Raw genomic sequence first — 23,651 nt, 5'->3', positions numbered from 1 at the left:
CTACGGGTATCACTTAGGTGATGCGGTAGAGGAGCGTTCTGTAAGCCTGTGAAGGTGAGTTGAGAAGCTTGCTGGAGGTATCAGAAGTGCGAATGCTGACATGAGTAACGACAATGGGTGTGAAAAACACCCACGCCGAAAGACCAAGGTTTCCTGCGCAACGTTAATCGACGCAGGGTTAGTCGGTCCCTAAGGCGAGGCTGAAAAGCGTAGTCGATGGAAAACAGGTTAATATTCCTGTACTTCTGGTTATTGCGATGGAGGGACGGAGAAGGCTAGGCCAGCTTGGCGTTGGTTGTCCAAGTTTAAGGTGGTAGGCTGGAATCTTAGGTAAATCCGGGATTCTAAGGCCGAGAGCTGATGACGAGTTACCCTTTGGGTGACGAAGTGGTTGATGCCATGCTTCCAAGAAAAGCTTCTAAGCTTCAGGTAACCAGGAACCGTACCCCAAACCGACACAGGTGGTTGGGTAGAGAATACCAAGGCGCTTGAGAGAACTCGGGTGAAGGAACTAGGCAAAATGGCACCGTAACTTCGGGAGAAGGTGCGCCGGTGAGGGTGAAGGACTTGCTCCGTAAGCCCACGCCGGTCGAAGATACCAGGCCGCTGCGACTGTTTATTAAAAACACAGCACTCTGCAAACACGAAAGTGGACGTATAGGGTGTGACGCCTGCCCGGTGCCGGAAGGTTAATTGATGGGGTTAGCTAACGCGAAGCTCTTGATCGAAGCCCCGGTAAACGGCGGCCGTAACTATAACGGTCCTAAGGTAGCGAAATTCCTTGTCGGGTAAGTTCCGACCTGCACGAATGGCGTAACGATGGCGGCGCTGTCTCCACCCGAGACTCAGTGAAATTGAAATCGCTGTGAAGATGCAGTGTATCCGCGGCTAGACGGAAAGACCCCGTGAACCTTTACTATAGCTTTGCACTGGACTTTGAATTTGCTTGTGTAGGATAGGTGGGAGGCTTTGAAGCGTGGACGCCAGTTCGCGTGGAGCCAACCTTGAAATACCACCCTGGCAACTTTGAGGTTCTAACTCAGGTCCGTTATCCGGATCGAGGACAGTGTATGGTGGGTAGTTTGACTGGGGCGGTCTCCTCCTAAAGAGTAACGGAGGAGTACGAAGGTGCGCTCAGACCGGTCGGAAATCGGTCGTAGAGTATAAAGGCAAAAGCGCGCTTGACTGCGAGACAGACACGTCGAGCAGGTACGAAAGTAGGTCTTAGTGATCCGGTGGTTCTGTATGGAAGGGCCATCGCTCAACGGATAAAAGGTACTCCGGGGATAACAGGCTGATACCGCCCAAGAGTTCATATCGACGGCGGTGTTTGGCACCTCGATGTCGGCTCATCACATCCTGGGGCTGAAGCCGGTCCCAAGGGTATGGCTGTTCGCCATTTAAAGTGGTACGCGAGCTGGGTTTAGAACGTCGTGAGACAGTTCGGTCCCTATCTGCCGTGGACGTTTGAGATTTGAGAGGGGCTGCTCCTAGTACGAGAGGACCGGAGTGGACGAACCTCTGGTGTTCCGGTTGTCACGCCAGTGGCATTGCCGGGTAGCTATGTTCGGAATAGATAACCGCTGAAAGCATCTAAGCGGGAAACTAGCCTCAAGATGAGATCTCACTGGGACCTTGAGTCCCCTGAAGGGCCGTCGAAGACTACGACGTTGATAGGTTGGGTGTGTAAGCGCTGTGAGGCGTTGAGCTAACCAATACTAATTGCCCGTGAGGCTTGACCATATAACACCCAAGCAATTTGACTACTCGAGAGAGCATCAGATTGCGGTGTGTGAAGACGCAATGAACCGAAAGTTCGACGCTGACAAAACACCGAAAGCTGTCACATACCCAATTTGCTGAAGCGCGGCCAACTGGCCACGATTCGGTACCCGAATTTCTTGACGACCATAGAGCGTTGGAACCACCTGATCCCATCCCGAACTCAGCAGTGAAACGATGCATCGCCGATGGTAGTGTGGGGTTTCCCCATGTGAGAGTAGGTCATCGTCAAGATTAAATTCCGAAACCCCAATTGCGAAAGCAGTTGGGGTTTTGTTTTGGGCGAAAGAAAAGTGCGATCAGTCACAACACAAATTTTGCACAGTTATTTTCGGCCCAGGACACTAGAATAGGTCCAACTATTTAGAGTCAGAGCGCTTATGCCGGATCCGGTTGACACTCAAGGGCTGTCAGAATTACCACTAGAAAATCTGGTTGCGTGCCATGAGTGCGACTTGCTGATGCGCAAGCCCGAGCTCGCTCATGGCGAGAAAGCCCTGTGTCCGCGCTGCGGCTACGAGCTCTACGCCAATCGCTATAACGTCGTACAGCGCAGCCTTGCCTTGGTCATTGCGGCACTCTTGCTGTACGTCCCTGCGAACTTTTTACCCATCATGCAGCTCAATCTACTCGGGCAGTCGTCGCATGACACTGTCTGGAGCGGTGTTGTCGCGCTTTTTGACTCCGGTATGCAAAGCGTCTCAGTGGTTGTGTTCCTCTGCAGCATGGGTATTCCCTTGCTCAAGCTGCTCTGCCAGCTGGTCGTATTGCTGAGCATCCGTTTTGATGTCGGACGCAGTTATGGCTTGTTGCTCTATCGCATTTATCACCATCTACGCGATTGGGGGATGCTCGAGGTTTACCTCATGGGCGTGTTGGTAGCGATCGTCAAACTGGCAGATATGGCAGCAATCACCGTAGGCCTTGGCTTGGCGTGCTTCATTGGTTTGTTGCTGATCCAGGTCTGGCTGGAGGTCGTCATGTCGCCTCACCAGATCTGGCAGGCGTTATCAGGAGAGGATGCCCATGCGGGCGATTGATGCAGGCATTCTGATTTGCGCGGAATGTCATGAATTGAACAGGCAGGATGCTGATACCGATGAGCAGGCTTGCACACGTTGCGGAGCACTGGTGCATGCCCGCCGCCCGAATAGTCTGGTGCGGACCTGGGCTTTGTTGATCACCGGCGCCATTCTCTACATACCGGCCAATGTGCTGCCTATTATGACCGTGAGCTCGCTGGGAAAGGGTGACCCCAGCACCATCATGTCCGGTGTGATTCAACTGGTTCAGCACGGCATGATTCCCATTGCGGCCGTGGTGTTTATCGCCAGTATCCTGGTGCCGACGTTCAAACTGGTGGGCATTGCGCTGTTGCTGTTTTCCGTACAACGTCGACAGCCGCTTTCGGCGCGCCAGCGTATCTGGATGTATCGCTTTATCGAGTTCATCGGTCGTTGGTCGATGCTGGATATTTTTGTCATCGCCATCCTGGTGGCAGTTGTGAATTTTGGACGGCTAGCCAGTATCGAAGCTAATCTCGGCGCGGTGGCGTTCGCCAGTGTGGTGATTTTGACAATGCTAGCCGCAGTAACTTTCGATCCCCGACTGATTTGGGATAACACGGAGTCGGACGACGACCATGACTGATTTGCCTGTAGCGAAAACCCGACCGGCCTCGAACTGGTCTGCCATTTGGGTGTTGCCCCTGATCGCGTTGATCATCGGCGGCTGGCTCGGCTGGCGTGCCTACAACGAAACCGGCATCGAGGTTCAGGTGCGTTTCGAAAGCGGTGAAGGCATCCAGGCCAACAAGACCGAAGTGGTCTACAAAGGCATGTCGGTCGGTAAAGTGAAAACCCTGAAGCTCGATGATGAAGGTAGTTCCAAGGGCGTGATCGCCACGGTCGAGATGAACAAGGATGTCGAACAGTACCTTCGCACCAGTACGCGCTTCTGGCTGGTCAAACCGAGCGTGACGCTGGCCGGTATTACCGGTTTGGAGACGCTGGTCTCGGGCAACTACGTCGCCATCAGCCCGGGCGAGGGCGAGCCCACCCGCAAGTTCAAGGCACTGGCGGAAGAACCGCCGCTATCTGACGCACAGCCTGGTTTGCACCTGACGATCAAGGCCGATCGCCTGGGTTCGCTGAACCGCGGCAGCCCGGTGTTCTACAAGCAGATCAAGGTCGGTCAGATCAAAAGCTTCCTGCTGTCCGAGGACCAGAGCACGGTCGAGCTCAAGGTCTTCATCGAGCCGACCTACGCCAAACTGGTGCGCAAACACACACGTTTCTGGAATGCCAGCGGCATCAGCATCGATGCCAATCTGTCCGGCGTGAAAGTGCGAAGTGAGTCCCTGGCCAGCATCGTCGCCGGCGGTATTGCCTTTGCCACACCGGAAAACCGCAAAGACAGCCCGCCCACCGATCCGAGTCTGCCGTTCCGTCTCTATGAAGACTTCGATGCCGCTGCGGCGGGCATCAAGGTCAAGGTCAAACTCAGTGACTTCGAAGGCTTGCAGGCCGGTCGAACGCCAGTGATGTACAAAGGCATCCAGGTCGGCACGCTCAAAGCGCTGAAGGTTGATCCGGATCTGTCGGGTGCCAGCGCCGAGTTGACGTTGGACCCATTAGCCGAGGATTACCTGGTCGACGGTACACAGTTCTGGGTGGTCAAACCGTCTATTTCCCTGGCAGGTATTACCGGCCTGGAAGCATTGGTCAAAGGTAACTACATCGCCGTGCGCCCTGGTGACAAAGGCGCAGCGCCGCAACGTGAGTTTGTCGCACGACCCAAGGCGCCGCCGCTGGATCTGCGTTCGCCGGGCCTGCATCTGGTGCTGTTCACCGAAAACCTCGGTTCGCTGGAGGTCGGTAGCCCGGTTCTTTACAAGCAGGTCAAGGTCGGTTCGGTGCAGAGCTACCAGTTCTCGCGCAAAAGAAAGCAGCTAGTGATCGGCGTCCATATCGAGAAGGAATACGAAAATCTGGTCAACGCATCCACGCGGTTCTGGAATGCCAGCGGCATCACGCTGACCGGCGGGTTGACCGGCGGAATTCAGGTCAAAAGCGAGTCGCTGCAAAGCCTGATGGCCGGCGGCATTGCCTTTGAAACGCCGGAAGCCAAGGCGCCGTTGCAGAAGCGAATTCCGCGTTTCCGCCTGTTCGCCAGTCATGAAGAGGCCAACCAGAAAGGTGCTGTGGTCACGATCAAGGTTGATCGCGCCGACGGCTTGCGTACGGGTACTCCGATTCGCTTCAAGGGACTGGATGTCGGCAAGATCGAGAACGTCGACCTCAGTGACGACCTGCAATCTGTGTTGTTGACCGCACGCATCACCGAAGTGCCCGAGCGTATTGCGCGGGTTGGCAGCGAGTTCTGGGTGGTCAAGCCAGAGTTGGGGCTGATCAAGACATCGAACCTTGAGACTTTGGTGACCGGGCAATACATCGAAGTGCAGCCGCCAGCGAAGAATCTCGGCCCGCAGAAAAACTTCGTGGCCCTGGCCATTCCGCCTGAAACGGCCAAGGCCGAAGTGGGGTTGAGTCTCGTATTGAGCGCCGCCCGCCGTGGCTCGCTGAAAGCCGGAGTACCGGTGACGTATCGCGAAATCACGGTCGGCAAGGTGACCGGGTATGAACTGGGCCAGACCGCAGACCGCGTGTTGATCCACATTCTGATCGAGCCGAAGTATGCGCCGCTGGTTCGCAGTGGAACTCGCTTCTGGAACACCAGCGGTTTTGACTTTGATGTCGGCTTATTCAAGGGCGCGACAATGCGCACCGAGTCGCTGGAAACCATGATTCAGGGCGGTGTAGCGTTTGCCACACCAGATGGCGAGCGCATGGGCAGCCCCGCAAGACCTGAGCAGACGTTTGCGCTGTTCGACAAGTTCGAAGAGGAATGGCTGACCTGGGCACCGAAGATTTCTCTCGGCAAGTAAGCTCACGCAGATATGAAAAAGGCCGCGATCCATTGGAACGCGGCCTTTTTATTGCCTTCGATTCAAACCTCAGACTGCATCCAGCTCCGGCTCATCCGCCTCAACATTGAGCGTCGCCTTCACCTGATCGTGACGACGGATGTACTTCCAGTCCGCCTCGTCGATGTAGATGCCGGCCGGGCCGCTGCCACCTTCCAGGTCGATGGCGACACTGGCGCAGACTTGCGGCTTCACACTCGCCAGGATCGGCACAAAGCCCAATTGCAGGCTGGTTTCCAGCAGTGCGGCCTGGTTCTTCTCGTCGATGTCTGCGGCTTCGTCGAGGTAGTACGGCAAGCGCACACGCCCGGCCAGGTCGCGGTCCATCAAGTGCAGCAACAAGTACATGTTGGTCAGCGCCTTGATGGTCATGGTGGTGCCGTTGGAGGCCGCGCCGTCGATGTCGGTGTGGATCACCGGCTGACCGTTGACCTTGGTGATCTCGAACGCCAGTTCAAACAGATCCTTGAGGCCGAGCTGGTTGTGGTTTGCCGCCACCAGCCGCGCCAGGTATTCCTTGGCCTCTTCGTTCTTGTTGTCCTGCTCGGCACTTTGGCTGAGGTCGAACACCGACAGGGTTTCGCCTTCTTCGTATTGACCGGCGCTGTGGATGATCTGGTCGATGTGCTTGAGCGCTTCCTTATTCGGCGCAAGCACGATGCGGAAGCTTTGCAGGTTGGAGACCTGACGCTTGTTGATCTCGCGGTTGAACAGCGCCAGTTGGTGCTCGAGGCTGTCGTAGTCGCTGCGGATATTGCGCAGCGTCCGGGCGATATCGGTCACGGCGGCACGACGGGCCTTGCCCAGTGTCAGCGCTTCATCGGTACGGTGCGCGTACGCATTGATCAGCAGTGACAGGCGACGCTCCATATCGTCTTCGCTGTCGAACTTGGCCACGCCCTTGAGGCGGACCTGCGCATACAGCGCCTCGATCTGGCCATCGGCGCGCAACAGGCCTTGCCAGCTGTCCTGATAGTCGTTGAGCAGCGGCAGCAGGTTGTCCATCGAGTCGTCGATCGGGTCCATGCACGGCGTGCCGAATGGCAGGTCTGCCGGCAACAACTGACGACGGCGCAGGGCATCGTCGAGGGTGCGTTGCTTGGCTTCCATGTCACCGATCTGGCGGCCGACCAGTTGCAGCTTGGCCGACAGTTGCTGGACGCGTTCGGTGAAGGCATCGCTGGAGCGCTTAAGCTCATCCTGCGCGGCTTCCATCTGCGCCAGTTGTTCCAGCTTGTCGCCTTCTTCGGCGCTCAAGGTTTGCGCGCGACGGAAGTCTTCCAGGGCTTTCTGCGCATCCAGCACTTGCTGGTACAGCGCTTCGGTCTGGGTCTTGCTCGCGGCACGGTCGGCGGCCACGGCTTGCTGGGTTTTCAGCTGCTTGAGTTCTTTTTCCAGACGCTCTTTCTGGTCGCGCAAGGCAGCGCGGTCCGCCAAGGCTTGCAGAGCTGGCGGCTCGATGTGCGAGATGTCGATCGACAGGCCCGGCACTTCGAAACGCTCGCCTTTGAAACCGTCGAGAATCAGTTCAACGGATTTCACCCAGTCGCCGTTCTCGTCGAGGGTGATGCCGTGCTCGCCCAATGGCAGGCTGAACAGCGCGCTGTTGAACAGGCGCATCAGACGCTCGACGTCTTGCTGCGAGAACTCTTCGCGCAGACGGGCGTAGCTGTTGTTGTCGGCGTGATCGAGTTGCTGCTTGACCGACTTCAGGCGTTTTTCCAGATCGCGCAGACGCTCTTCCAGATCCTCCGCGCTGAACTGCCGCGACTGGGCCAGTGCACCGGCCAATTCGTCGTGCGCGTCCTTGGCCGCGAGCAGTTGCTGTTCCAGCACTTTGACGTCATCGACCAGCGCAAAGCGATGCTTGAGCACCGACAGTTCGCCGAGCCAGCGTTGGATGCCGGTGATTTCCCGCTCCAGACGCATCAGTTCCTGAGTACCGCCGCGCTGATCGTTTTGCAGCGCGTCTTGTTCGTTGCGGTAATGCTCGGCTTGAATGGTCAGCTCTTCCTTGCGCGCACTGGCGTAGTCCGACCAAGTGCCCAGTAGCGAATCGAGCAGCGGCGAGATCCGGTGCAGCTTGCCGCGCAGGATGTCGCGTTGCTTGACGCCGTTGGCCAGGGCTTCGACCAATGGGCCGGCGGCGACCAGCGAGTTGTAGTCCTGCTCCATGCGGCGTACATCGCGGAAGGCTTCTTCGCACGCGGCAATGTAATCGACGCTACCGGAGCGCAAGCTGTGTTCGAACGCATCGAGGAACAGCTGCTTGAGCTTGGCCGCAGTGATTTCGCGCATGTGCAGCAGGTTGATGAACAGTGCGCGGAAGGTCTTCAGGCTCTGTTCGCTGGTGGAGCGCAGCGGGATCAGCGTCAGGTCCAGCGGAATCGAGGTGTGACCACCAACCAGCAAGCGGCGCAGTTCGTCCGGCTTGAGTTCGTAGGCTTTCAGGCCTTCGCGCTCAAGGTTGGTGAACAGCTCTTTCTGGCGCAGACAGGTGTCGTTTTTCTGGTAATGAGCCAGATCCAGTTTGCCGGCATAGGCAAAGAACTGGTGACCGAAACCACCGCCCGGGCCGCGACCGACCACGCCGATCACGTGCGGACCGTGGGGCAGGTTCACTTCCACGAGGATGTAGCTGGTGTCGGAGGCAAAGTAGAAGCGCCGCGATTGCTCCAGGCTGTACTTGCCGAAACTCATGTCCGACATGCGCGCCAGGATCGGGAACTGCAGGGCGTTGATCGAGGCGGATTTACCGAGGTTGTTCGCGCCGTAGACCGACAGCGGTTCTTCCAGCGGGAACAGGCCGAGGCTGTAGCCGGCGGTGTTCAGAAGGGCAAAGCGGCGGATGCCGTAACGTTCCTTGCTCATGCGTCGAGCTCCTGTTCTTCGGCGATGGCGCGGGCCAGGGCGTCTTCTTCGCTTTCACCATCGAATTCGCTGAGGTCGAGCGGGTCGTCGGTCTCCAGCAGTTTTTCGTCGCTGTCTTCGTCGATCAGCACCGGTACCGGCAGCGGTAATACGCTGTGCAAGCTTGCGGCGAGATCACGGTCCTGCTGAACCGACAGGCAGACGTCGAGGAATCGGTGCATCGGCGGCAGGAAACGGTAGACGCCGTTTTCTTCGCTGGCAAAACCGAGCTGGGTCATGCGGCGCATGATCTTTTCTTCAAGTTCGTCCTGGGTCTGCACTTCGGCCTGGATGAACAGGTCGCGGTACTTTTCGAGTAGCGACGGCAATTCATCGCGGCCAAGGCTGCCGCCGTCGAGCACGGCGATCGGATCGCGGCCCTGATCGGCCAGGTGCTCGACGAGGATGAAGGTGAACAGCGCCAGACGTTGCGCAGTCTTGTTCACCGCCGCCGCTGCGAGGTCCGGTACGAAGTAGTAGAAACCACGGGTGTCACAGACCAGCTCAAAGCCCAAGGCCTTGAACAGCGTGCGGTACTGGTCCTGAAAGTTCGACAGCTGTGCGTACAGCTCCGGATCGCGGCGGCTGACGTGGTAACCCTTGAACAGCTCGCGAAAGATCGGCGCCAGCTGGGACAGTTCGGATAGATCAAGATGCATGTGGGATGCTCGCAGAATTCTCGGTGGCATCGTCGCCGGCCGAGAGCAGGGCGAAGGAGCGCAGGCTGACCTGATGCTCGTGTGTGAAGTAGTCGCGACGTTCCAGACGCTCGCGCTTGAAGCGTTTTTCCCGGGACAGGCGCGAGAACCAGTACAGCAATTCGTCGGTAGCGCCGTCCGGTTCCTGCTCCAGCAGCCAGGTCATCAGGTCCGGCATGGGCAGGGCGTCTTCGCAACGTTCGAGCATTTCCCTAACCGTGCGAGGCGCGCGCGGGGCATCGCCGCCCTTGTGGGTTTTGTGCGCTTTGGGGAATCGCGCCGGTTTCGGTTCGAAACGCGCCAGCGCGTAAACGTAGGCCTCGACCTGACTGGCGCTGCCGAGGAAGGTGCTTTGCGGCCGGGTGAACATCGGCATCGCCGCTTGCGGCACGGCGTCGAGGCCCTTGCGACGGATCATCGACAGGGCCAATGCGGCGCCACGGGTCACGGCGTTGTGCCGGCGCGCTTCTTCACGCAGCGGCAGCAGCAGTTCGCGGGCGTGACGCAGGGTCAGCTGGGCGCTGGTCTGCATTTCGAGGATGCGCGCGTGGGTGCGCAGCAGCATGTCGTCGTCGACCAGATGGCCGAGGCGCTGCTGTTCGCTGAGCATCTTCAGCAGGACGGTTTCGACCTTGCGCACGCCTTGTTCGAAGGCGCCATCGGCGTTCACCAGATCGATCATCGGCTCGACATATTCGTCCCAGGTCGCCAGCACTTCAGCGTAACGCTGACGCAGCGGAATCTGCCGGTCGCTGGTTTTCGCCCGTTCGGCGACGGCTATCAGTGCCTGTTCGTCGTTATCGAGTTTTTTCAGCACGTCGCGCACGCGCATGTCGAGCAGGCGCAACTGGCGGGCCAGATCATTGCCGTCGCGGATGTCGAAGGCGTCCTGGATGTAACCGGCCAGACGTTCGAGATGGCGCAGGTAGGCTTCGATTTCCAGGCACAGGCCCAGACGGTGTTCACGGCGCAGATAGGCGAGGAAGTCGTGAATCTGCGCATTGAGCTCGAAACGGTTCGGGCTTTTCGCCACGGGAACCAGAATGTCGAGGCGAATCCACACGTCCAGCAGGCTGGTGATGTCCTGCGGCGTACTGTCGAGTTGCTGGGCGGCCAACTGTGAACGCAATTCGTTGAGGCTCAGGGTGCCTTGGTCGAAGTGCTCGCACAGTGGCTCCAGAAGTGCCCAGTGTTCAGCGAGGGCGCGCAAGACGCGCTTGGGTTCGATCATCGGAATGGCCGGCTGGTTGGCGATTAAAAGCCGCGATTGTACTGCATCGAAGGCGATGCGATTCACTCTCGGGACGGACTGTCGGCTTCTTTTCGGTAAAGTGCATCGATCAACAGCGGGCGATCTTGAGCGAAGGGCGGTAGAATCAGCACACTTTAGTTATCCACAAGTGGCCGACCTTTGCTTATCGAGTCCCGTCGTCGCGCTTATTTGAACGCCATGCAGGTGGTCAACTGGCTGCCGCGCACCGAATTGCCCTTTGCCGCGCCGTCGCGGCCCGAGCTGCTGGAGATGCCCGAGCCGGTTGTCGTCGCGCCGGTCGCGCCTGTTGCCGTGGCTGAAGCGCCTGTGGCGCCGGTAGTCAAACCCGCCGAACGGGCGAAAATCGAAGTGCCACGGCCATCACTGGCCAGCAGTCGCTCCGGTGCAAAAGCGGTCGAGGAAGCCGAAGAGGCGCCGATCGTCGCCAAACCTGCGCCGATACCGCCGCCGCGTTTCGCCCTGCAATTGCTGCGCGCCGGGCGTTGCCTGCTGCTGGTGGAGTTACCCACAGGCGAAACCTTCCAGACCCGTGATCCCGCTTATCTGTTGCTCAAGGACATGCTGCGCGCCGCCGGTCTGCCGGACAGCCCGCAGATCATCGGCGAGCCGGTGCGCTGGCCGCTGCTGGTGCGGGGCAACATGGATCAAGGGCCGGAAGCGGCCAGGGATTTCGTCCAGGGTTTTCTTTCGGCGAGGCTGGAAGACGCACCGTGCGTCTGCCTGTGGCTGATCGGCCTGCCGGCGGTGCGCTTTGCCGGTGAGGCGGATGCCGAATCCTACAACCGTGAACTGCAGGTCGAAGGCCTGGGTTCGGTCTGGGCCTTGCCGGGCCTGGAATTATTAATGGAAGAGCCACAGCGTAAGGCTGATGTCTGGCAAGCCATGCGTCGGCTGATGGCGCGCTGGAAAGAATCAAATGAGTGAGGCTGTATCGTTCCGCCCGATGACTGAGGCGGACCTGGAAACTGTTCTGAAGATTGAATACGCGGCCTACAGCCATCCTTGGACTCGCGGGATTTTTCTCGATGGGCTGGGCAAGTATCAGATCTGGCTGATGTTTGAAGGGCAGCAGCAGGTCGGCCACGGTGTGGTGCAGATCATCCTCGATGAGGCGCATTTGCTGAACATCACCGTCAAACCGGAAAACCAGGGCCGCGGCCTGGGTTTGACGCTGCTGGAGCATTTGATGTCGATTGCCTACAAGGCTGACGCCCGGGAATGTTTCCTCGAAGTGCGCGACAGCAATACTGCGGCGTTCAAGTTGTATGAGCGCTATGGCTTTAACGAGATCGGCCGGCGTCGGGATTACTACCCGGCGGTCGGTGGGCGTGAAGATGCGGTAGTGATGGCCTGCACATTGGTTGATTGAGGCTTAAAAGCATCGCGGGCAAGCCTTGCTCCTACAGGTTTGATGTCGAACACAACTTATGTGAACGATGAAAAACCTGTAGGAGCAAGGCTTGCCCGCGATGGCGATGTTTCAGGCGATAAAAATCAACGTTTCCTGTCGAGCGGATCACGCCGCGCCAACTCCGCCTCATCCAGACCATTGCCACCGCCAATGTCGTCCTCATCGGCAATGCTCAAGTCCCAATCGGCCGGGTTGTCGGCGCCGAGCTCCTGGGCATCCCGGGCGCCGTCTTCACGGATCAGGGTTTCAGGGCTCATGTCGTCATCGGTGGATTCGTGGTCATCGGTCGAGGCGCCCGTCATGCCGGCTTCGCGCACGCGGTGGCGGGGCATCAATTGCTCGCGCTCCTTGTCCGGCAGTTCGTCACCGATTTTGGCGCTGGGTTCTTCTTCATCGAAATCCAGCTCATGCATCGAGCCCATGCGATCTTCGTTGTCATCGACGGGTTCCGGTTGCACCGCATCGTAGGGACGTCGTGAATCATTCATGGCAATTCCTCATACTGTAGGCCTTACTAGGGTGGACCCATGGGACTACCGAGAATTCCACCGGCATGGAGCGCCATGAACCAGGCATCAGGAGAGTAAGTGCATTTCGCGCGTGACCCCGACGGACGGTTGTCTGTCAAAGCTGCGCATCATTCTTGAGGCTTCAAAGCATGAACGAATTACAAGATCTGATTGATAACAACGAGCGTTGGGCCGCTGCGATCAAGGAGGAAGATCCTGATTTCTTCGCCAAACTGGCTCGCCAACAGACCCCCGAGTTTCTGTGGATCGGCTGTTCCGATGCGCGGGTGCCGGCCAACGAGATCGTCGGCATGTTGCCGGGTGATCTGTTCGTCCACCGTAACGTGGCCAACGTGGTGCTGCATACCGACCTCAACTGCCTGTCGGTGATTCAGTACGCCGTTGACGTACTCAAGGTCAAACACATCCTGGTCACCGGCCACTATGGCTGCGGCGGCGTGCGCGCCTCGATGCAGGATCGCCAGTTCGGCCTGATCGACGGCTGGCTGCGTTCGATTCGTGATCTTTATTACGAAAAGCGCGAAGAACTGGCCAAGTTGCCGACCGAAGAAGAACAGGTCGACCGCCTCTGCGAGCTCAATGTGATCCAGCAAGTGGCCAACGTCGGCCACACCAGCATTGTGCAAAACGCCTGGCATCGTGGGCAGAGCCTGTCGATCCATGGCTGCATCTACGGGATCAAGGACGGTCGCTGGAAAAGCCTGAATGCCACGATCAGTGGTTTCGAACAGTTGCCGCCGCAGTACCGCCTGCGTCCCTTCGAGCCGCTGTAAAAACCTTCAGCTGAAAAGTTGCCGACGCCACTGTTGCAAAAACAGCTGGCCGTCGGCGTTCGGCGCTTCATCGTAGCCAGTGATCCAGCCCCGACAGTTGTAGCAACCGCAGTGACAGGCAAACTGGCGCAGCAGTTTGTCCTCGGTGGCGGCGTAGTCCATCGTCAGCCAGTCGCCTTTGTCAATGTCCTTCAACGCCCATAACCACAGCTCACTCATGTCCAGGTAGACATTCGGGTCGCAGGAGTGTCGCAGCAACCCGCAGAAACGCGGGTCGTAGACATGCACGCCGGGCGCCAGTTGCCGGGTGTGCCGGCTGCGATAGGGCAACAAATGTCCCGATACACGGCAGATTCGACTGATGCGAGGGAATTCGCGCAACGCTACGGCGGCCACCGGCTTGCCTGCGTTCTTCAGGATCTCGAAGTCGGTAAGGGAAGGAAATCCGAGTCGAAGGGGCAGCTCGGCAAAGGGATAAACGCCCGCGGGTGGTGGCGCGAGGGACTTGTGCATCGCATTGGCTTTCATAACGATCCTTGTTTGCTCGTTGCTGCGACTTCCGTCCGCCGACGATCCTGTCAGCGCTGCAGCACATGGGGGTCAGTCCAAGCCTCTCGCAGATACAACGGGCGGTCTACTGTCATAACTGACAGCGTGACCGCCGTTCATCGTTTTACAGCGCCGGAGCGGGTTTTGCAGCGGCGGGTGCTGGCGCCTTGAGCTGTTTGAGCTGGGTCTGGACCACAGCTGTCGAGCATTTGCCCGCGGCTTGTTGGGGCGTCAGGTTACGGATCGAGGTGTAGAACAGCTCGCAGGTTTTGTCTTTCTGCGCGACTTGCCAGGTTTGCGTGCAGGTTTTCAGCTCGACATCCGGATTGGTGTCCGTTTCGCGGCCCATAGCGGCTTGCCAGCACGATGCACTCAAATCCTGGCCCATGACTTTCAGGCCCGCCGCATCGGCCTTGGCCTGGGCATCACTGCCGGTATAGTTCGTCGGGTCGGCGGCATACCAGATGTAACTCGGGTGGTTGGCGCCCAGTACGGGGACTTTCACACCTTCGTTCGGGCTGATGTAGACCAGGCTCAACACGTTCACTGTCGGCCCGTATTGTTCTTTGATCCAGTTACGCACCGGGGTGCCGAAAGCGACCATCGGCAGGGCATCGCCGCTGGCGCTCAGGCTGACCTGCTTGACCATCGTGGTCTGGTAGTCCTTGAAGTAGCCATAGACGCCTTCGAGATCCTTGCCGGCGTTGGACGGCGCGGCAATCGGGGCGATATCGATGATTGTCTGGTAGCCCGGCGTCTGTTCGGCAGGAACGCCGTTGACCGTCAGCAGCGTGGCCCAGCGATCGGTGGTGGCAGACTTCAGGTAATCCTGGGCCTGGGTCAGCGAATAGTCGGGCGGGAAGTGCAGCAGCTCGACGCTTCTGCGGTTTTCCAGCGCCATGCCCAACGGCAGAAACAGATACCAGCTGTAGGCCCACTTACCGTCGGCATTCAGTTTGCTCGCGCCGTTGTAGGCCAGGTCGCCGGCGTCGAGCAATGCGGCCAAGGGCTTTTCATAGGTCCTGGGAACGCCAGTGATTTCGGCAAATAGTTGGTTGTTATCGGTTTTGACCAGCACCTTCGCGTCGCTGTAGCCATCGCGTAGCACGCTTTGGGTCAGGTAATGCTCGACGGTTTGCTCCAGCGACCAGTTGCGAAAGCAGATCACGTTGCAGTTGTTGGGATAGGCAAAGAGACGGGTAACACGTTCGGTATTGCCCAGCTTCAGGTTGATATCGGCATGGGCTGTGGCACTCAGGGTGAGGGCCGCGAGGGTGAGTCCTGCGAGTTTTAGCATGCTCAGATCCTTTTCAGCGTGTATGTCACCCCATACTGAAACAGACCGGACAGAACAAAAAGAGGGGGCCGAAAGAAATATCGGCCCCTTTTGTTTTTACGGCATCACCGGCGGCGTATACGCCAGCGTCGTGCCCAGCGCCCACAGCAACACCAGTACCAGCGGAGTGTGCACCAGCAGTTGCACGAACGAGAAGCCGATCAAGTCCCGCGCCTTCAACCCCAGCACGCCCAGCAGCGGCAGCATGTAGAACGGGTTGATCAGGTTGGGCAGGGCTTCGGCGGCGTTGTAGATCTGCACGGCCCAGCCCAGGTGGTAATTCAGGTCGTTGGCCACTTGCATCACGTACGGCGCTTCGATGATCCACTTGCCGCCGCCGGACGGAATGAAGAACCCGAGAATCGCCGAGTAAACGCCCATCAGCAGCGCATAGGTGTCGTGGGACGCAATGCTGACGAAGAAGGTCGAGATGTGGTGAGCCAGGGTCTGCGCGTCGGCGCCTTTGACGGTGGTCATCAACGCAGCGATCGAACCGTACAGGGGAAACTGGATCAGCACGCCGGTGGTGGTCGGCACCGCTCGGGACACGGCATCGAGGAAGCTGCGCGGGCGCCAGTGCAGCAGGGCGCCGAGCATGATGAACAGGAAGTTGTAAGTGTTCAGGCCGGAAATCGCACTGATCGCCGGTTTGGTCGAGAACTCATGGAACAGCCATCCAGCCGCCAGCAACACCAGCAGGATGGTCAGCAGCGGGCTGTGTTCCAGCCATTCACCGGGACGGGTGCGTGGTTGCAGCGGTGGCAGGTTGAAGGCCGGATCGACGCCGCAAGCCTTGGCATCACGCGCCGAGTTCGGGCCGGGTGCGGTGGCATAGGCAATGATCAGCGAGATGATGATCAGCGCCAGCAACATCACGCCGGACTGCCAGAGAAAAATGGTCTGGGTGAATGGAATCACACCGGTGATCGACAGAATCGACGGCGGCAGGCTGGCCGGGTTGGCCTGCAACTGTGCCGCGGACGACGACAGGCCCAAGGCCCAAACGGCGCCAAGTCCGAGGTACGCCGCAGCACCAGCGGCGCGGTAGTCCATTTTCAGGTCTGTCCGACGGGCGAGAGCGCGCACCAGCAAACCGCCGAAAACCAGCGACAAGCCCCAGTTCAGCAGCGACGCAACCATGGAAATCAGCGCTACCCAGGCCACAGCGGAGCGGCCGTTTTTCGGGATCTTCGCCAGACGATCGATCAACTTCACCGCTGGCGGCGAGCTGGCGACCACATAACCACCGATCACCACGAACGCCATCTGCATGGTGAAAGGGATCAGGCTCCAGAAACCGTCACCGAAGGCCATGGCGGCGTCGGTGGGTTTGGCGCCCATGGCCATGGTCGCCACGGCCACGATAATCACCGCGAGGGCGGCAAATACCCACGAGTCGGGAAACCAGCGTTCGGCAAAGCTTGAGCAGCGCAGGGCAAAGCGGGCGGAGCGGCTATCTTCGATATCAGCGGCCACGGGAATACCTCGAATTTTTATGTTTGTTGTGGTCTTCGGGGCGGCAGGGGCCCGTCTGGACAGACGCCAACATTAATTCAACCGCAGGTTTTTTGCGGGGCTGTTTTGCGGCTATGGGACTTTGGTCTAACGGGTTGTCCGCCGACGCGTTTGCGTAGACCATGGGCGCCTTGGTTTTTGCCTGTGCCAGAGTTTCTTTTCATGACTGCCAATACCGATTCGCGCCCGACGCCATTCAGCCGCTCGGACTACAAGACCCTGGGGCTCGCCGCCCTCGGCGGAGCGCTGGAAATCTACGATTTCATCATCTTCGTGTTTTTCGCGCTGACCTTGAGCCAACTGTTCTTCCCGCCGGAAATGCCCGAGTGGCTGCGCTTGCTGCAAAGCTTCGGCATCTTCGTCACCGGTTACCTGGCGCGGCCGCTGGGCGGTATCCTGATGGCGCATTTCGCCGACCGGTTGGGGCGCAAACGGGTGTTCAGCCTGAGCATCCTGATGATGGCGCTGCCGTGCCTGCTGATCGGACTGATGCCGACCTACGCACAGATCGGCTATTTCGCACCGCTATTGCTGTTGCTTCTGCGAGTCCTGCAAGGGGCGGCGGTGGGCGGTGAAGTGCCGAGTGCCTGGGTATTCGTGGCCGAGCACGCGCCGGCTGGCCATCGCGGTTATGCCCTGGGTTTTTTGCAGGCGGGACTGACCTTCGGCTATCTACTGGGCGCCTTGACGGCGACGTTCCTGGCCCAGGCATTTACGCCGGCGGAAATCCTCGATTACGCCTGGCGTTATCCTTTCTTGCTGGGGGGTGTATTCGGTGTGATTGGCGTCTGGCTGCGTCGCTGGCTCAGCGAAACCCCGGTGTTCATGGCCATGCAGGCCCAGCGCGAGGAGGCCGTCGAACTGCCGCTGCGCGCAGTCCTGCGTGAACATCGACTGGCGATGCTGCCAGCGATGATCCTCACCTGCGTGTTGACGTCGGCAGTGGTGGTGTTTGTGGTCATCACCCCGACCATGATGCAGAAAGCCTTCGGCATGACCGCCAGCCACACCTTCGCCCTCAGCGCGTTGGGCATCGTTTTCCTGAACATTGGCTGCGTGCTGGCCGGGTTGCTGGTTGACCGCATTGGTGCCTGGCGCACCGTTATGCTCTACAGCCTGTTGCTGCCGCTGGGCATTGGCGTGCTTTACGCCTGTCTCATCAGCGGCGGTAACTGGATCGGTCTGGCCTACGCGGTGGCCGGGCTTGCTTGCGGGGTTGTCGGCGCGGTGCCGTCGGTGATGGTCAGCCTGTTTCCGGCGCGGATTCGCGTTTCCGGCATTTCCTTTACCTACAACATTGCCTACGCCGCGTGGGCGAGTATCACACCGCTTTTGTTGATTGGTCTGATGCCGTGGAGCCCTTGGATCTGCGTGATTTTCTGTGCGGTGATGGGCGCGGTGGGTGTGATCAGCGCAGCTTACTTTGGTGCGCGGATGCCGAGAATGGCCAGTTGTTCGGCCGCGGGCGCCCTGTAAGTGAACGGGGCGCATGGCACGGTGTAACTATTTTTGTAGGACAAAGCTGAAACGCTCTTCAGAAAAGACCCACAAGGCCGATGGCTAGGCTGCATATCGCTTTCTATCCCAGTCCATCGGTGCGTCCCCATGTTCAATAAACGCTTGAAGCAAGAGCTGTCGGCTCTTCGCGAAGAACTCTCCAGCCTTCAGCAAGTGAAGGAAAGTCTGGAAAGCGAGATGCTGGTGCTGACTCTTGATGCGGATGGACGGGTTCAATCGGTCAACCAGAACTTCCTCGGCGAGATGCACTACAAGAGCAATGAGCTGATCGGCCGACACATCAACGATATCGTCCCCGATCATGTGAAAAATGACGAATTCCAGCGACGTTTCAATACCGCGCTGACCCGTGGGGAACACTTCGCCGGCACCGTGCGTTTGCTGCGCGGCACCGGTCAGGAAGCGTGGTTGCGCTCGATCGTTCAGCCCGTGCGTGGAGCAGACGGACGAATCAGGCACTTCTCGATCTTCTCCAGCGACCTGACCCGCACCATCGAAGCCTCCCGCGAACATGAAAACCTGATCGGCGCGCTGGTGCGTTCGACGGCGGTGATCGAGTTCGACCTCAATGGCAACGTGCTGGCAGCCAATGATCGTTTTCTTTCCGGTATGGGTTACAGCCTGGCGCAAATCAAAGGCAAGCATCACCGGACTTTCTGCCTGCCCGAAGAGTACAACAGCGCCGAATACCTGAACTTCTGGCGCCGCCTGAACGCAGGCGAGTACGTGGCCGAGCGTTTCAAGCGCATCGACAGCCATGGTCGTACGGTTTGGCTGGAGGCGTCCTACAACCCGGTGGTCGATGCCAACAACAAACTCTACAAAGTGGTGAAGTTCGCCACGGTGATTACCGATCAGGTCAATCAGGAACAAGCCGTCGCTGAAGCGGCGAACATTGCCTACAGCACTTCCCAGCAAACCGACCAAAGCGCTCAGCGTGGCAATGCCGTGGTGACTCAGGCAGTGAACGTGATGCGCGACCTCGCCAAGCACATGCAAACCGCGGGCGACGGTATCGAAGCACTGAACGAGCAGTCGCTGGTGATTGGCACCATCGTCAAGACCATCAGCGGCATTGCCGAACAAACCAACTTGCTGGCGCTCAACGCTGCCATCGAAGCGGCTCGCGCCGGCGAGCAGGGCCGTGGTTTTGCGGTGGTGGCGGACGAGGTTCGACAACTGGCTTCGCGCACCAGTCAGGCCACCGATGAAATCGTTCTGGTAGTGCGTCAGAACCAGGACATGGCCCGCAACGCCGTGGCCCTGATAACCGACGGCAAACTTCAGGCGGAACAGGGTCTGGCGCTAGCGGCGGAAGCGGGGACGGTGATCGTCGAGATCCAGGACGGTGCCCAGAAAGTGGTGAATGCGGTGGGGCAGTTCGCCAATCAGCTGTCGTCATAAGAACTGCGCGTTGTGACGTAAAACGAAAAGATCGCTTCGGCGATCTTTTCATTTCAGTGACTTCTATCTCGCTACAATCGACTCCTTTTCCCCCAAGGAGCAGACATCCATGAGCGTTTCCCACCGCCGTCCGGTCCCTTTGCCCAAGGCTTATCGTTTGCTCAATCACGGGCCGACCGTGCTGGTCAGCGCCGCGCATGACGGCGAGCGCAACATCATGGCGGCGGCCTGGGCCATGCCGCTGGATTTCGAACCGCCGAAAATCGCCGTGGTCCTGGACAAGTCCACCTGGACCCGCCAATTGCTCGAAGCCTCGGGCACTTTCGTACTGAATGTTCCTTGTGCCGCGCAGGCCGATATCGTGCAGACCGTCGGTTCGACATCCGGCCTGGAACTGACCCGGGAACAGGGCCGTGACAAGTTCCAGACCTACGGCTTGCCGACCTTCGCTGCCGAGTTGATCGACGCCCCGATGCTCGAAGGCTGCGTCGCCTGGCTCGAATGCCGACTGTTGCCCGAGCCCGACAATCACCAGCAGTACGACCTGTTCCTCGCCGAAGTGATTGCCGCTCAGGCCGACGAGCGCGTGTTCAGTGACGGGCGCTGGCACTTCGAAGGGCAAGATGCATTGCGCACCTTGCACCATGTGGCTGGCGGGCACTTCCTGAAGATTGGTGATCCGGTAGACGGCAAGACCCTGGCACCGTAAACACCCGGTGGTTACACCCAGACGTCATTCTGAGCGGTACGTTCGCCACCTTCGCTTCCGGTGTTGAGTACGCCCTTGGGCTCGATCAGCAGGAGTTTCACCTCCTGCTCGGCGCACGGTTTGTGCTCGACCCCTTTGGGCACCACATACATTTCGCCAGCGTTCACCAGCACGTGGCCGTCGCGAAAGTCGATGCGCAACTGGCCCTCGAGGACGATGAAGGTTTCATCGGTATCGAGGTGGTCGTGCCAGATGAAATCGCCCAGCAACTTCACGACCTTGAACTGGTAGTCGTTCATTTCGGCGATGACCCTGGGCGACCAGTGCGCATCGATCCGGGTGATTTTTTCAGCGAAGTTCAGGCTTTTGTAAGCGTTCATGGCGTGGCTCCTGTGGTTGCTTTGAGTCCACGGTAGCCAGCCCGTCGGCGCAATTCTTGTACGATTGTGCATCGCTCAACGGCGCTGCATTTTCATCCACCGTGCCGGCGACAGGCCGTAGGTCTTGCTGAATTGTCGGGTCATGTGGCTCTGGTCGGTGAAGCCCGCGATCAGCGCTGCACTGACTAGCGACTGTCCCTGAATGAGCAGTGAGCGGACCATATCCAGACGGCGCATGGTCAGATAACGATAAGGACTGGTGCCGAACAGCAGGCGAAAGTCCCGTGACAGGCTCCAGCGATCCCGTCCGCTGTGCTGCTCCAGTTCTTCCAGGGTCACGGTTCGATCCAGTGCGCTATGCATGAATTCGCGCGCACGCTCGGCTGCCACGTAGTCGAAGCTGGAGCGCCTGAAAGTCTTTCCGCCAGCCCTGTTCAAGGCCTGCGCCAGATCGAATAGGGCGTCCTGCTCTTCCAGCGGTTCAAGGGGGCAATCGAGACTGCATAGCAGCATGGCCGTGGCGGCAAACAGGCGAGGGTCGTTGGATAGCCCGTTCTGGATGAATGGAAGAGGCTGGCCGCCAAGCATCTGCTGGATCAGCGCCGGTTCGATGTACATCATCCGGTACTTGAAACCGGCCTCGGTGCCAGCCTCGCCGTCGTGGATTTCGTCGGGATGCAGCACCATCGTCCCGCCGGGCACGCTGTGACGCCAGCCACCGCGATACTGAAAGCTCTGCACGCCTGCCAGCGTGTGACCGATGGCGTAAGTGTCGTGGCGGTGCATGTCGTAGCCATGGCCCGCAAAAAACGCTTCGAAACGCTGAAGGCCACCCACATCCGGTGCGCGGTGGAACCAGTCATTGTGAGGCGGATGCCTGACCATGATTTTCGCTGCCTTGAACTCGATACCGATCACGTTAACCCAGTGACCGATCCAATGTCTTCTCGCTGATGACCGGGCTCGAGCGAGTAGAAAACCCGCGGCAAATGCTGCAATGTGTTGCCCATCTTCAAACGCGCTGGCGCTGGCGGTGCTGACCATGGCGACGCTGTCCTTCAGCTGGTATTGCAGCGTCGCGCTTCTGTTTTCGAGCCACCGGGTGACGGGGGCGTATAACCGCTCGCGCAAATGGCTGGACCGCTTTGCAGGGAGTTGCTACCTGCTGTTCGGTGCGCATCTGGTGGCCAATCATTGAGGTGATTTGAATGAGCAAGCTGCGAGTAGGGATTATTTTTGGTGGGCGCTCGGCTGAGCATGAAGTGTCGTTGCAGTCGGCGAAAAACATCGTCGATGCACTGGACCGTTCTCGTTTCGAACCGGTGCTGATCGGTATCGATAAACAAGGCCACTGGCACCTCAACGACCCGTCGAATTTCCTGCTGAACCAGGAATATCCAGCGCTGATCGCCCTCAATCAATCCAACCGCGAATTGGCGGTGGTGCCGGGCAAGTCCAGCCAACAATTGGTGGAAACTACCAGTCAGGAATTGCTTGGCCACGTCGATGTGATCTTCCCGATCGTCCACGGCACTCTCGGCGAAGACGGTTGCCTGCAAGGCCTTTTGCGCATGGCTGATTTGCCGTTCGTGGGTTCCGATGTACTCGGTTCAGCAGTGTGCATGGACAAGGACATCAGCAAGCGCCTGTTGCGAGATGCCGGGCTGGCGGTCACGCCTTTCGTGACGTTGACGCGAAATACCGCGGCGCGTACCGGCTTCACCGACGTAGTGGACAAGCTCGGCTTGCCGCTGTTTGTAAAACCGGCGAACCAAGGCTCGTCCGTGGGCGTGAGCAAAGTGACCGATGAAGCCGAGTATGTGGCGGCGGTCGAACTCGCCTTGGGCTTTGATGAGAAAGTGCTGATCGAGTCGGCGGTCAGCGGTCGCGAGATCGAATGTGCGGTGCTCGGCAACGACGACGCCATCGCCAGCGGTTGCGGCGAGATCGTGGTGCGCAGCGGGTTTTATTCCTACGACAGCAAATACATCGACGACACGGCCGCGCAAGTGGTGGTCCCGGCCGATATCAGCGTCGAGGCCAGCGAGCGCATTCGTGCCATGGCGGTTGAGGCCTTTCACCTGCTGGGTTGTTCCGGGCTGGCGCGGGTCGATGTGTTTCTGACCGACAGTGGCGAAGTGCTGATCAACGAAATCAACTCGCTGCCCGGTTTCACCCGCATCAGCATGTACCCGAAACTCTGGCAGGCCGCTGGCATGACCTACAGTGAACTGGTCACGCGGCTGCTCGAACTGGCAGTGGAAAAACATCAGGTTCGGCGGGCGCTGAAAATCAGTCGTTAAGCGGGGTGCGACATTGCGTCATGCCCGTTCACGCAGAATGTTGCTGTAAGTTGTATACAAAAATAAATAACAGAGGCTACAACTTATGAAGGTCAGCGCGCGCAATGTGTTCAAGGGCACCATCAGCCAAGTACAGGCCGGTGCCGTCAATGCCGAAATATCCCTGAAACTGCCCGGTGGTAATCAGTTGGTGGCGGTGGTCACGATGGAAAGCGTGAAGAGCCTGGGCCTGGCGGTCGGCAAGGAAGCGGTCGCGCTGGTGAAGGCCCCGTGGGTCATGCTGATGACCGACTCCAGCGACATCCGCCTCTCGGCGCGCAACTGCCTGGAAGGCAAAGTCACCAGCGTCACCGATGGGGCAGTGAATGCCGAAGTCGTTATCCAGCTCGATGGTGGCGCCGAGGTGTACTCGATCGTGACCCGCGATGCCGTGACTGAACTGGGCTTGAAACCGGGCGTGAGCGCGACGGCGGTGATCAAGGCGTCGCACATCATTCTGGGTGTGCCGGCCTGATTGCAGATTAGCCACGAAAAAGGGCTTCCTTCCGGTAAGCCCTTTTTCATTTCTATGTCCC

Annotated in this window: 20 protein-coding genes, 2 rRNA genes and 1 pseudogene (1 of these 23 only partly in view); 14 read left to right on the top strand and 9 right to left on the bottom strand. The window is 58.9% G+C overall.

What is annotated here, in order from left to right:
• From V6Z53_RS28530 to V6Z53_RS28510, 5 genes are all read left to right on the top strand, one after another.
• A 23S ribosomal RNA gene (locus V6Z53_RS28530) occupies positions 1-1,743 on the top strand (it extends 1,149 nt beyond the left edge of the window).
• Positions 1,744-1,900: 157 nt separating this feature from the next.
• Positions 1,901-2,016 (top strand): 5S ribosomal RNA (gene rrf / locus V6Z53_RS28525).
• A gap of 146 nt (positions 2,017-2,162) precedes the next feature.
• The gene (locus V6Z53_RS28520; protein WP_338583053.1) at positions 2,163-2,822 is read left to right on the top strand and encodes a paraquat-inducible protein A; all 660 of its coding nucleotides are present in this window, start codon (positions 2,163-2,165) and stop codon (positions 2,820-2,822) included.
• Complete coding sequence (locus tag V6Z53_RS28515) at positions 2,809-3,432, top strand: paraquat-inducible protein A (RefSeq protein WP_338583052.1); 624 nt, start codon at positions 2,809-2,811, stop codon at positions 3,430-3,432. Before V6Z53_RS28520 ends, V6Z53_RS28515 begins: the two co-directional genes overlap by 14 nt.
• Entirely contained in the window at positions 3,425-5,728 is a 2,304-nt protein-coding gene (locus tag V6Z53_RS28510; RefSeq protein WP_338583051.1) for an MlaD family protein, read from the top strand. Before V6Z53_RS28515 ends, V6Z53_RS28510 begins: the two co-directional genes overlap by 8 nt.
• A gap of 69 nt (positions 5,729-5,797) precedes the next feature.
• Here V6Z53_RS28510 and mksF read toward each other — a convergent pair whose 3' ends face one another.
• The 3 genes from mksF to mksB are packed head-to-tail and all read right to left on the bottom strand — an operon-like array spanning position 5,798 to position 10,606.
• The gene (mksF, locus tag V6Z53_RS28505) at positions 5,798-8,638 is read right to left on the bottom strand and encodes an Mks condensin complex protein MksF (RefSeq protein ID WP_338583050.1); all 2,841 of its coding nucleotides are present in this window, start codon (positions 8,636-8,638) and stop codon (positions 5,798-5,800) included.
• Positions 8,635-9,336 carry an Mks condensin complex protein MksE gene (gene mksE, locus V6Z53_RS28500; protein ID WP_338583049.1) on the bottom strand — a complete coding sequence of 234 codons (702 nt, stop codon included), beginning with the start codon at positions 9,334-9,336 and terminating at the stop codon, positions 8,635-8,637. The genes mksF and mksE overlap by 4 nt, the downstream gene beginning before the upstream one ends.
• Positions 9,326-10,606 (bottom strand): Mks condensin complex protein MksB, encoded by a 1,281-nt coding sequence (mksB, locus tag V6Z53_RS28495; protein ID WP_338583047.1) that lies wholly within the window; start codon positions 10,604-10,606, stop codon positions 9,326-9,328. Before mksB ends, mksE begins: the two co-directional genes overlap by 11 nt.
• Before the next feature lie 219 nt (positions 10,607-10,825).
• Between mksB and V6Z53_RS28490 the strand changes: the two genes are divergently transcribed.
• Together V6Z53_RS28490 and rimI are read left to right on the top strand one after the other, a co-directional pair.
• A complete protein-coding gene (locus V6Z53_RS28490; RefSeq protein ID WP_338586585.1) occupies positions 10,826-11,572 on the top strand; it encodes an energy transducer TonB in 747 nt (248 codons plus the stop codon).
• Positions 11,565-12,017, top strand: a complete 453-nt coding sequence (gene rimI / locus V6Z53_RS28485) for a ribosomal protein S18-alanine N-acetyltransferase (RefSeq protein WP_338583045.1) — start codon at positions 11,565-11,567, stop codon at positions 12,015-12,017. The genes V6Z53_RS28490 and rimI overlap by 8 nt, the downstream gene beginning before the upstream one ends.
• A 125-nt stretch (positions 12,018-12,142) precedes the next feature.
• Here rimI and V6Z53_RS28480 read toward each other — a convergent pair whose 3' ends face one another.
• Positions 12,143-12,547 carry a serine kinase/phosphatase gene (locus V6Z53_RS28480; RefSeq protein WP_338583043.1) on the bottom strand — a complete coding sequence of 135 codons (405 nt, stop codon included), beginning with the start codon at positions 12,545-12,547 and terminating at the stop codon, positions 12,143-12,145.
• A gap of 170 nt (positions 12,548-12,717) precedes the next feature.
• Between V6Z53_RS28480 and can the strand changes: the two genes are divergently transcribed.
• Positions 12,718-13,362 carry a carbonate dehydratase gene (gene can, locus V6Z53_RS28475; protein WP_085723977.1) on the top strand — a complete coding sequence of 215 codons (645 nt, stop codon included), beginning with the start codon at positions 12,718-12,720 and terminating at the stop codon, positions 13,360-13,362.
• Positions 13,363-13,368: 6 nt separating this feature from the next.
• Here can and V6Z53_RS28470 read toward each other — a convergent pair whose 3' ends face one another.
• The 3 genes from V6Z53_RS28470 to V6Z53_RS28460 form a co-directional block, all read right to left on the bottom strand.
• Positions 13,369-13,890: an SET domain-containing protein-lysine N-methyltransferase gene (locus tag V6Z53_RS28470; protein ID WP_338583041.1), complete on the bottom strand. Its 522-nt coding sequence runs from the start codon at positions 13,888-13,890 to the stop codon at positions 13,369-13,371.
• 145 nt (positions 13,891-14,035) lie between these two features.
• Complete coding sequence (locus tag V6Z53_RS28465; RefSeq protein ID WP_338583040.1) at positions 14,036-15,208, bottom strand: hypothetical protein; 1,173 nt, start codon at positions 15,206-15,208, stop codon at positions 14,036-14,038.
• A gap of 96 nt (positions 15,209-15,304) precedes the next feature.
• Positions 15,305-16,723, bottom strand: a complete 1,419-nt coding sequence (locus tag V6Z53_RS28460) for a TIGR00366 family protein (protein ID WP_338583038.1) — start codon at positions 16,721-16,723, stop codon at positions 15,305-15,307.
• 201 nt (positions 16,724-16,924) lie between these two features.
• On the opposite strand from V6Z53_RS28460, the gene V6Z53_RS28455 reads away from it, so the two are divergent.
• From V6Z53_RS28455 to V6Z53_RS28445, 3 genes are all read left to right on the top strand, one after another.
• Positions 16,925-18,238: an MFS transporter gene (locus tag V6Z53_RS28455; protein ID WP_338583036.1), complete on the top strand. Its 1,314-nt coding sequence runs from the start codon at positions 16,925-16,927 to the stop codon at positions 18,236-18,238.
• A gap of 129 nt (positions 18,239-18,367) precedes the next feature.
• Positions 18,368-19,684 (top strand): PAS domain-containing methyl-accepting chemotaxis protein, encoded by a 1,317-nt coding sequence (locus V6Z53_RS28450; RefSeq protein WP_338583034.1) that lies wholly within the window; start codon positions 18,368-18,370, stop codon positions 19,682-19,684.
• 109 nt (positions 19,685-19,793) lie between these two features.
• A complete protein-coding gene (locus V6Z53_RS28445; RefSeq protein ID WP_338583032.1) occupies positions 19,794-20,393 on the top strand; it encodes a flavin reductase family protein in 600 nt (199 codons plus the stop codon).
• 11 nt (positions 20,394-20,404) lie between these two features.
• Here V6Z53_RS28445 and V6Z53_RS28440 read toward each other — a convergent pair whose 3' ends face one another.
• Together V6Z53_RS28440 and V6Z53_RS28435 are read right to left on the bottom strand one after the other, a co-directional pair.
• On the bottom strand, positions 20,405-20,773 hold the full coding sequence (locus V6Z53_RS28440) for a cupin domain-containing protein (RefSeq protein WP_338583030.1): 369 nt from the start codon (positions 20,771-20,773) through the stop codon (positions 20,405-20,407).
• 75 nt (positions 20,774-20,848) lie between these two features.
• Positions 20,849-21,658: an AraC family transcriptional regulator gene (locus tag V6Z53_RS28435; protein ID WP_338583029.1), complete on the bottom strand. Its 810-nt coding sequence runs from the start codon at positions 21,656-21,658 to the stop codon at positions 20,849-20,851.
• Between the two features lie 136 nt (positions 21,659-21,794).
• On the opposite strand from V6Z53_RS28435, the pseudogene V6Z53_RS28430 reads away from it, so the two are divergent.
• The 3 genes and pseudogenes from V6Z53_RS28430 to V6Z53_RS28420 all read left to right on the top strand — a co-directional run.
• Positions 21,795-21,971: pseudogene (locus V6Z53_RS28430) on the top strand (lysine transporter LysE); the annotation flags it as partial.
• A 10-nt stretch (positions 21,972-21,981) separates the two neighbouring features.
• Positions 21,982-23,076 carry a D-alanine--D-alanine ligase gene (gene ddlA, locus V6Z53_RS28425; protein WP_338583027.1) on the top strand — a complete coding sequence of 365 codons (1,095 nt, stop codon included), beginning with the start codon at positions 21,982-21,984 and terminating at the stop codon, positions 23,074-23,076.
• Positions 23,077-23,161: 85 nt separating this feature from the next.
• On the top strand, positions 23,162-23,590 hold the full coding sequence (locus V6Z53_RS28420) for a TOBE domain-containing protein (RefSeq protein ID WP_338583026.1): 429 nt from the start codon (positions 23,162-23,164) through the stop codon (positions 23,588-23,590).
• Positions 23,591-23,651 lie beyond the last annotated feature (61 nt).

Origin of the sequence: Pseudomonas sp. MAG733B (genome assembly GCF_036884845.1) — a bacterium.
Taxonomy (GTDB): Bacteria; Pseudomonadota; Gammaproteobacteria; order Pseudomonadales; family Pseudomonadaceae; genus Aquipseudomonas.
This window is presented reverse-complemented; position numbering and strand designations above follow the sequence as displayed.

Bases quoted from the DNA above. Each gene is read 5' to 3' on its own strand.
- mksF (WP_338583050.1), bottom strand. From the start codon at position 8,638: ATGAGCAAGGAACGTTACGGCATCCGCCGCTTTGCCCTTCTGAACACC.
- V6Z53_RS28510 (WP_338583051.1), top strand. From the start codon at position 3,425: ATGACTGATTTGCCTGTAGCGAAAACCCGACCGGCCTCGAACTGGTCT.
- V6Z53_RS28420 (WP_338583026.1), top strand. From the start codon at position 23,162: ATGAAGGTCAGCGCGCGCAATGTGTTCAAGGGCACCATCAGCCAAGTA.
- V6Z53_RS28490 (WP_338586585.1), top strand. From the start codon at position 10,826: ATGCAGGTGGTCAACTGGCTGCCGCGCACCGAATTGCCCTTTGCCGCG.
- V6Z53_RS28520 (WP_338583053.1), top strand. From the start codon at position 2,163: ATGCCGGATCCGGTTGACACTCAAGGGCTGTCAGAATTACCACTAGAA.
- rimI (WP_338583045.1), top strand. From the start codon at position 11,565: ATGAGTGAGGCTGTATCGTTCCGCCCGATGACTGAGGCGGACCTGGAA.
- V6Z53_RS28515 (WP_338583052.1), top strand. From the start codon at position 2,809: ATGCGGGCGATTGATGCAGGCATTCTGATTTGCGCGGAATGTCATGAA.
- V6Z53_RS28450 (WP_338583034.1), top strand. From the start codon at position 18,368: ATGTTCAATAAACGCTTGAAGCAAGAGCTGTCGGCTCTTCGCGAAGAA.
- mksB (WP_338583047.1), bottom strand. From the start codon at position 10,606: ATGATCGAACCCAAGCGCGTCTTGCGCGCCCTCGCTGAACACTGGGCA.
- V6Z53_RS28455 (WP_338583036.1), top strand. From the start codon at position 16,925: ATGACTGCCAATACCGATTCGCGCCCGACGCCATTCAGCCGCTCGGAC.
- V6Z53_RS28480 (WP_338583043.1), bottom strand. From the start codon at position 12,547: ATGAATGATTCACGACGTCCCTACGATGCGGTGCAACCGGAACCCGTC.
- V6Z53_RS28435 (WP_338583029.1), bottom strand. From the start codon at position 21,658: ATGGTCAGGCATCCGCCTCACAATGACTGGTTCCACCGCGCACCGGAT.
- V6Z53_RS28470 (WP_338583041.1), bottom strand. From the start codon at position 13,890: ATGAAAGCCAATGCGATGCACAAGTCCCTCGCGCCACCACCCGCGGGC.
- can (WP_085723977.1), top strand. From the start codon at position 12,718: ATGAACGAATTACAAGATCTGATTGATAACAACGAGCGTTGGGCCGCT.
- mksE (WP_338583049.1), bottom strand. From the start codon at position 9,336: ATGCATCTTGATCTATCCGAACTGTCCCAGCTGGCGCCGATCTTTCGC.
- ddlA (WP_338583027.1), top strand. From the start codon at position 21,982: ATGAGCAAGCTGCGAGTAGGGATTATTTTTGGTGGGCGCTCGGCTGAG.
- V6Z53_RS28465 (WP_338583040.1), bottom strand. From the start codon at position 15,208: ATGCTAAAACTCGCAGGACTCACCCTCGCGGCCCTCACCCTGAGTGCC.
- V6Z53_RS28440 (WP_338583030.1), bottom strand. From the start codon at position 20,773: ATGAACGCTTACAAAAGCCTGAACTTCGCTGAAAAAATCACCCGGATC.
- V6Z53_RS28445 (WP_338583032.1), top strand. From the start codon at position 19,794: ATGAGCGTTTCCCACCGCCGTCCGGTCCCTTTGCCCAAGGCTTATCGT.